The sequence below is a fragment of the Pseudofrankia coriaricola genome (assembly GCF_001854805.1).
Taxonomy (GTDB): Bacteria; Actinomycetota; Actinomycetes; order Frankiales; family Frankiaceae; genus Pseudofrankia.
In genome coordinates this window covers 1-6452 of sequence record NZ_MBLO01000145.1, presented here as the reverse complement: position 1 = coordinate 6452, position 6452 = coordinate 1, and the positions used below count along the sequence as shown (strand labels likewise).

Sequence of the window (6452 nt, the reverse complement as noted above, 5' to 3'; positions counted from 1 at the left end):
CGCCAAAGCCCTGCGAGCCACCGCCCGCCAGCCCGAACGCGTCCTCCAGATCATCGGCCTGATCAGCGAAAAGGGACTTTGACGGCACCCTGGGTGGGCTGGGACGTGGCCGGTGTAGGGCGGCGGCCAGAGCTCGGTGGGCTGGGGTGCGACCAGTTCGACCGCCCGGCCGGAACTCCAGAAGTGGATCACGACGGACTGCAGGTGACGCGTCTGGACGGGTTCGGGATGTTGGAGGAGGAAATCTGCGAGGAGTTCCTCGGCCGGGTAGCACTGACCGAGGCGGTCAGGTGCGCCGGCCGAGATCAGTAGCCTGTCATTGCCTGGCCTGTCCTTGCGTGCGATCTGCGTACGCAAGGAGTCCCAGCCTGCGGGTGCCTCGTGGCAGGACTGGAAGGCAAGGCCGAGCTCGAACCCGGTGAGCGCGAAGAACATCGAGGTCGGGGCTCCGCCAAGCATGGGAGCCGAGAGGTAGGTCGCATCGGACGGGGTGCGGACCAGTCCGAGCTGGGCCAGCTTGAGATTCTGCGGCAGTTCCCCGTCCTCGACCAGCAGAGCCGTTGGGTCGGGCCGGTGGCTGACCAGCGAATCGACGAGTTCAATGAGCGCGTTATGGTCGTTTCGACGGAAGGGCAGACCAGTGAGATCCGTCGACGTACCGAACCAGATGTAGACCATGTAGCCAATGAGATGCCCGACCCGGTGGCGCTGCTGGAAGGCGAGCGCCTCGCGTACCTGGCCGAAGAGCCTGTGCGCCGCACGGCGTTCCTCAATCGAGAAGACAGTCAGCTCCCACCCGACCTTCACGCCATTGTCTAGATGTGCGACGACGTCCGGAGGGTCACTACCTTTCTCGATAGCGTGGAAGAGTTCGCTTCCGGTCGCGCACCGACAGTCAACGGCAAAGCGCTGGATATGGAGAGTTTCTAGCAGATCCTTGGGTAGGGGCGCCACGACCCGGGCGAAGGAGCAAGGATCTTCTCTGACAATGGTCAGTAAGGGTTTACCGCGCGGCGACGTCCCGCTGAGTGCCATGACGCCCACACCGGAAGGGATCGATGGAGTAGTCATGATGCTCGTGATCGTCTCGGACTTGGTCACCAAGAAAGGGACGATAGCCATATGGGCTGGCATGACCGAAGCGTGTTCCATCTGTTGGCGGGGTATGCGTGGCTGTCACCAGCGTCGAGAATTGGCCCGCTGTCGATTCGGGTTGAATTCCCGCGCCTTTTCGATGATTCGGGCGAGGTGCTCGATGGATTTGTGATGATGCCCATGTGCGAGCATGAATCCAAGGATCAGGTCTTGGTCGAGTTCGTTCTGTTCGACGATGTCGTGGAGAAGGCGAACAGTCGCGTCCTTTCCGAACCCGTTGGTCCATCCGTTGTTCCCGTAGAAGTGGATGCGGTCAAGCGCGCTACGCAGATGTGCGGACCGGAGATCCGGGGTGACCAGATTCTCCAGCAGGTCCAGCGCGCCGACCTCGATCGCCCAGCCGCAGAGCGGAGTCGTGAACCCTTCGATGACCGCGAGTGCTCCGCCACGGGCGTACCGGATCGCGAGCTGCATGGTCTGGTAGTCCGGTACATACGCGAGCACGGCCGCAGGACCAACGCCTTGCGGAGAACTCCGCGGAGTGGTGGCCTCGCATGATCGGGCGAATCGCGCGATGACCTCTGGCCCAGCGTCCCACTGGGCCTGCGTCGGGGTTACCAACAGTGGCCTGATGCCCAGCCGCGCAGCCTGACCCATCGTCCAGGTCGCAGCTGGCTCGGCCGCGTCGCTCCAGTCGCGGTCCGGATCGCTATCGGGCACCCATGCGGCCTCGTACTCGATCTTCGACATGGCGGGAGACTACCTATCGACTCCGACAGAAAGGTTGTTTCGCTGATCTGGACGACATCGGCCAGATGCAGCAGGGTCCGTTACTCGCGGTAGAGGACCTCGTCACTGTCGTGCCGTGCTGGGGTGGTATCGCGGGCGCCGCGGTACGGCCACAAGGGGGCGACGACGACTACCGAGCCGGGGCTGTCCGGCAGATCGCTCGCGACGGAGTCCAGCATGATGGTCTGCCAACAGGGGCCGGCTCAGTCAGCTCGTCTTGCTCGGTGGGATGCTTCTGATTCTGACGGGTCGTGCCCTGCGGCTCGGCGCGCGCTTCCAGGGGTGGGAGATGGTGGACGATCTGCCGGCTGCTGAGGTGCAGGCGTTCGCGAGGATGTTCCCGGACCAGTGGTCGGCGAATCGGGTGCTGGCATCGATTGGCTTCCCCCGCGAGCATCAGCCGGGCTGGGCGGGCGGGCTGTCGGCCGTGGACTGGTGGTCGGAGGTCTTCCGGCAGTTGGCTGCGGGGAAGGTCGTGAATGGCCGGCGTCGGCTACTCGACGCGGCTCGGCGTGAGTTCTCCGGCGCCCCAATCTTCGCCTCCTTTGAGGCCGCCGAGGAGGGAGCGGGGCCTCGTCGGGCGATAGGCCAGCGGCATAGCCTGCGGGCGCACGAGATAGGCGCCTCAGCTGTCGGAATAGCCGCAAAGGGCCGGCGGATGGCTGGGCTTCCCGTGCCTTACCCCAATGACAAGTTCGTTCCTCGGCCCGCCGTCGAAGAAGCAGCTGTACGTGCGTTGGCCGACGTGGCGCGGGGCAGTCAAGGCCTGATTGTCGCGTTGACCGGGATGAGTGGTAGCGGGAAGACGCTGTCGGCGCAGCATGTCGCCAACGACCCTCGTGTTCGGGAGAAGTTCCCGGACGGAGTGTGGTGGTTGGACGCTCGAGACTTTCCATCGGCCACAAGCTGCCAGGCCGAGGTTTTCCGTGTTTTGGGCGAGCTACCTCCCGACTCGATCGCTAGTTTCAAGCCGGTGTTGCAGGAGCGACTGACAGAGCTGCGTTGCCTCATCGTCCTAGACAATCTGGTGTCGGAGGAGCTGATCGGTGCTCTCGATGTCGTCGGCCGTGACGGGGCGATCCTCGTCACGACCACGGACCGGGAGATTGTGCCGTACGGAGCTGTCCTTTGCGAGGTTCAGAATTTCGATCTGGACGGCTCGTATCAGCTGCTGAGTGAATATTCCAGGTCGGAGAGCACCGTACTGACCCAGGATGCCGCGAAGGTCGTCGGTCAGTGCGGCGGGCTTCCTCTCGCTCTCGCGATCTGCGGGGCGATGGTCGGGAGCGGGCATGGCTGGGGCGAAGTTGCGTCGCTGCTGGAGTCCGCCGATCTGGGAGCGCTCAAACAGCGTTTCCGCGGCTATCCGAATTATTCACTGCTCGCCGCTTTGGAGATCGGTGTCGGCGTCCTGGCCGCCGACGATCGGGCAGCCTTTGGAGACTTGGTGGTGTTCGCCGGATGCGGGCCGGTCCCGGTCGTGGCCGCGTGGCGGGTTTGGTCGCGTCGGGGGCTCAGCGAGCTGCAGAGCCTAACGATGATCAGGAACCTGTCGCGACGATCGTTGCTCACGTACCGCAACGAGGATGCGACGTTCGCCCTGCACGAGTTGTTGTATCAGTACCTGCTCTCGTCAGCGGGCGAGGAACTGCCACAGCTGCACGCCCATCTGGCCCAGACGTACCTCCGGGACTGGGGTGGGCTCGACGCCGCGCTGCCGTCGGCTCAGAACGGCGACGAGTATGGCCTGACGCATCTGGCGTTCCATCTGGAGCACGCCGGCCTCGACGAAACGCTCCATCGGCTGTTGGCGCTTGAGGTACCGGTTAGGTCGGCCTCGACCACCAACAGGTGGTTCGCAGTTCTTGAGGAGGCTGGGTGGTCCCACCATTACCTGGCCGACATCGACCGTGCCTGGCGATGCGCTAGACGGGCCACCGATCGTGCCACTGAGCCTGAGGAGCTCGCGTCATCCCGAGCCCTGGAGATGCATTATGCGCTGGTGACGAGTTCGGTTGTCGGTATCGCGGTGAACGTGCCGACCCCGCTCCTGTCTGCCCTGGTGCAGCGAGGAGTCTGGTCTTTTGCCACGGCCTGGGCGTACTGCGGAATGGTCGCGGATCCGCTAGCGCGGGCTCGGGCGCTTGCCGCGTTGGCCCGGCTTCCCGCGCCGCCCGGGATCGACCGTGCCCTGCTGTTCACGCACGCGTCGGTCGCCGCGGCGGCGGTGAACGAGGCGACCGACCGTGCGTGGGCGTTCTCAGCGCTGATCCCGTGTGTCCCGGCCGAGGACCGCCCGACGCTCTTCGAAGCTGCCATGGCCGCTACTGGAGGGCGACGACGAAGCCCGGTCTGGCTGCTTGCCAGGCTCGCCCGCCATGTCCCCTACCTGGTCCGGCATGAGCTCCTGACCGTCGCCCGCTCCGAGGACGCTTTGGCGACCGACATCTCGGCGCTGGTTCTGGCTTCACGCTGGCTTCCCGAGCTGCGTTCGCCGCTGCGTGCGCGGATAGCGGAACTACGCAATCCGCACTGGCGGATGTGCCTGCTATTGAGCATGTTGAGCGGCGCATCAGGGCCGGAGCGCAGCTTGCTCCTCGCTGATGCTCAATCGCTCGCTGTGGAGCTCAACGCTTCGGTTGACAAGACCGGGGCGGCGGTCCGCGCCACGGGGGCGGCCGATGGGCTGACCGGCCTGCTCGACGCGCTACTGTCCGACCGCGGCGACAACGAACTACGGCTCGACGCCCTGCGCACCCTTCTCGCTGAACTACCCAAAGACGATCAGCCGGATGTGATCGACACGGTCGTCACCGCTGTCCGCCGACGCGGACCCGCGGTCAACACCGCGCTTGCGCGACTTGCGTTGTCCCTACTGCCGGCCGCCGACCGTCCGGCGCTGACCCATGAGATCATCGGCGAGGACACCGACGTGAACGCGCTGTGCACGCTGGCGCCGTTCCTTCCGCACCGCCATCTCGCCCGTGCCGTCGACCTGGCCTGTCGCCTGACCTCCAAGACGCGGCGAGGGCGAGCCCTCGACCAACTGGCGCCGCACCTGCCAGTCGACCTCCTTCGGCATGCCCTCCAGGCGGTCCTGGACCTGGACACACCCGCGCAGCGGGCCGAGGCCCTGGTTCGCCTCGCCCCGCACCTGACGGCACCTGGCCGCCAGCAGGCATTCGCTGCGGCGTCCGAGGTCGATGATCCCGATACCCGGGTCGACATACTGGCTGACCTCGTCACTTGTCTACCCTCCGCATCGCTGTCGGCTATAGCCGACGCCGTACCGCCTGGCACCTCGCCGCTGGCTCAGGTCACGATCTTCAGCGCGCTGACGGTGCGCGCCAGGGGTCCTCTTCAGGAGAACATCACGACACAACTGCTCGACGCGGCACGCGCTGTCCCACTATCGACCTTGAATTCGTGGGGTGAGCTTCGGGTTGTGGGGTAGCCCCGAGGTATGAGGTATGCCGATGGTGGCGGGTTGACGGATGCGGACCGTGCCCGCCGTGAACAGGTCCGTCTGCGGGCCGCGGCGATGTTCGCTGATGGCCTGCCTGCGCCGCAGGTCGCCGTGCGGCTGCGGGTGTCGAGAAAGTCCGCCTACGCCTGGCAACAGACCTGGCGCGCCGGCGGGACGGAGGCGTTGCGGTCGTCCGGGCCGGCGTCGCGTTGCCGGCTGGACGACGAGCAGCTGGCCCGGCTGGACGACGAGCTGGATCGCGGGCCGGCTGTGCACGGCTGGACGGTCGACCAGCGCTGGACCCTGTCCCGGGTCGCGCTGCTGATCGAGGACCTGTTCGGGCAGTCCTACACGCTGACCGGGGTCGCCAAGCTGTTGCACCGGCTGGGCTATTCGGCGCAGCGCCCGACGCGGCGGGCGGTCGAGCGCGACGAGAGGGCGGTCGCGACCTGGCAGCGGGACGGGTGGCCGCGGGTAAAAGAACGGCCGCGGCCCGCGGTGCCTGGATCTGTTTCCTCGACGAGACCGGCCAGTCGCTGAGACCGCCGAAGGGACGGACCTGGGCGCACCGTGGCCGCACCCCGATCGTGGCGGTCTCGGCGCGGCGCTCACCGCGGGTCGCGATCATCGGCCTGCTGTGTCTGCGCCCCGGTCACAGACCCCGGCTGCTCTACCGGCTGCGGGTCCACCGAGGCCGTCGCGGCGAACCCAAAGGGGTCACTCCGTCCGACCTGACCGGGCTGCTGCGCGCCGCGCATCACCAGCTCCCCGGCAAGATCACGGTGGTGTGGGACAACCTGCCCGCCCACCACGCCGCGCTGACCCGCACGTTCGTCGAACACCACGCCGACTGGCTGGACGTGGCCTGGCTACCGGCCTACGCCCCCGAACTCAACCCGGTGGAAAGCCTCTGGGCCTATCTGAAGACCGGGACGCTGGCCAACCTCGCCGCGCACGGCCTGGACCACCTGATCCACGTCATCAGGACCGCGATCAAACGCCTCCAGTACCGCCCTGACCTGCTCGCGGGCTTCCTGACCGGAACCGGCCTACAACTCGAACCCCCACAGCTGGTCACCTCGCGAGTTCAACGTCAGTAAGC

At 66.3% G+C, this 6452-nt stretch carries 6 protein-coding genes; 3 read left to right on the top strand and 3 right to left on the bottom strand.

From position 1 onward, the window contains the following. The 3 genes from BCD48_RS19940 to BCD48_RS51445 form a co-directional block, all read right to left on the bottom strand. On the bottom strand, window positions 1-1101 hold a 1101-nt coding region (locus BCD48_RS19940), incomplete at its 3' end, for a hypothetical protein (protein WP_131804062.1). A gap of 75 nt (window positions 1102-1176) precedes the next feature. Beyond that, on the bottom strand, window positions 1177-1845 hold the full coding sequence (locus tag BCD48_RS50750; protein ID WP_131804061.1) for a hypothetical protein: 669 nt from the start codon (window positions 1843-1845) through the stop codon (window positions 1177-1179). An 80-nt stretch (window positions 1846-1925) separates the two neighbouring features. Next, entirely contained in the window at window positions 1926-2063 is a 138-nt protein-coding gene (locus BCD48_RS51445) for a hypothetical protein (protein WP_157910539.1), read from the bottom strand. A gap of 50 nt (window positions 2064-2113) precedes the next feature. Between BCD48_RS51445 and BCD48_RS19930 the strand changes: the two genes are divergently transcribed. The 3 genes from BCD48_RS19930 to BCD48_RS19920 are packed head-to-tail and all read left to right on the top strand — an operon-like array spanning window position 2114 to window position 6450. Beyond that, window positions 2114-5338 carry an effector-associated domain EAD1-containing protein gene (locus BCD48_RS19930; RefSeq protein ID WP_071049939.1) on the top strand — a complete coding sequence of 1075 codons (3225 nt, stop codon included), beginning with the start codon at window positions 2114-2116 and terminating at the stop codon, window positions 5336-5338. A 33-nt stretch (window positions 5339-5371) separates the two neighbouring features. Then, window positions 5372-5890, top strand: coding sequence for a winged helix-turn-helix domain-containing protein (locus tag BCD48_RS19925; RefSeq protein WP_241841602.1), 519 nt, complete (start codon window positions 5372-5374; stop codon window positions 5888-5890). Beyond that, on the top strand, window positions 5815-6450 hold the full coding sequence (locus tag BCD48_RS19920; RefSeq protein WP_198543159.1) for a transposase: 636 nt from the start codon (window positions 5815-5817) through the stop codon (window positions 6448-6450). Before BCD48_RS19925 ends, BCD48_RS19920 begins: the two co-directional genes overlap by 76 nt. Window positions 6451-6452: the final 2 nt, after the last annotated feature.